The sequence below is a fragment of the Colwellia sp. BRX8-7 genome (assembly GCF_014077275.1).
Taxonomy (GTDB): Bacteria; Pseudomonadota; Gammaproteobacteria; order Enterobacterales; family Alteromonadaceae; genus Colwellia_A.
Genome location: NZ_JACGVP010000075.1, coordinates 1 through 827, shown reverse-complemented (window position 1 = coordinate 827; position 827 = coordinate 1). Strand labels below are relative to the sequence as shown.

The window sequence follows — 827 nt, the reverse complement described above, 5'->3', positions numbered from 1 at the left end:
TGGATTATAGGTATGTCGTAGAAAAAACATAACAAGCCATTCAAGCAGGACAAATAACAGCTGGCTATTTACTCCTTCGTCGCTTATTTTAGCCAACTATCATTTGCCTCTTAATGGGGCGTTATGTGTACAGGAGGTTGTTTTGGCATTTGATATGTATTCAGGTATTAAGGAAGAATCAATCGCTCATTATGAAGAGTGTATTTTTTCTTATGTTAATCAATCCGATAGCTTTCCTGAATTGAAATCTATTTGTGAAAACTTTTATAGAGATCCGAAGATTTCTCCGGCAGAATCAAATAAAATTGTTCATGAGTTAATTCAAATAAAGGCCATGCTTCAAAATAACACTGAGCAAAATATAGTAGATCGTTTGTTACAATTTTTTAGTTATTCGTTTATAAATAGTGAAAATGTCCGTTGTGTAAGTGATTAGTACACATAACAAGCTATTCAAGTGGGACAAATAACAGTTGGCTAGTTCCGCTCCGCTACACATTTTAGCCAACTACAATTTGCCCCTTAATAGGGCGATAACTTCGTAATCCTTTAAATATCATCATGAACCACAATGAACAATGACGTCACTTATCTAACTGATATTAAACATTAATATTTAATTGTTCTTGTTTGTTATTGTTCTTGATTGTTCGTTGTAGCATAATGATGTTGCTACAAATAAGCTACAAGGATGATTACTATATGCCAATTAAAAGCAAGATAACCGTAACCAATATCAAAAATCTAGTACCTTCGGATAAACGCTTAAATGATACTGATATTTCTGGCTTTCATGCCCGTATAACCCCATTAGGTTTGATCACTTA

At 33.4% G+C, this 827-nt stretch carries 1 protein-coding gene; it reads left to right on the top strand.

What is annotated here, in order from left to right:
• Positions 1 to 142: 142 nt before the first annotated feature.
• Positions 143 to 436: a hypothetical protein gene (locus H4J57_RS19505; protein ID WP_182243992.1), complete on the top strand. Its 294-nt coding sequence runs from the start codon at positions 143 to 145 to the stop codon at positions 434 to 436.
• Positions 437 to 827: the final 391 nt, after the last annotated feature.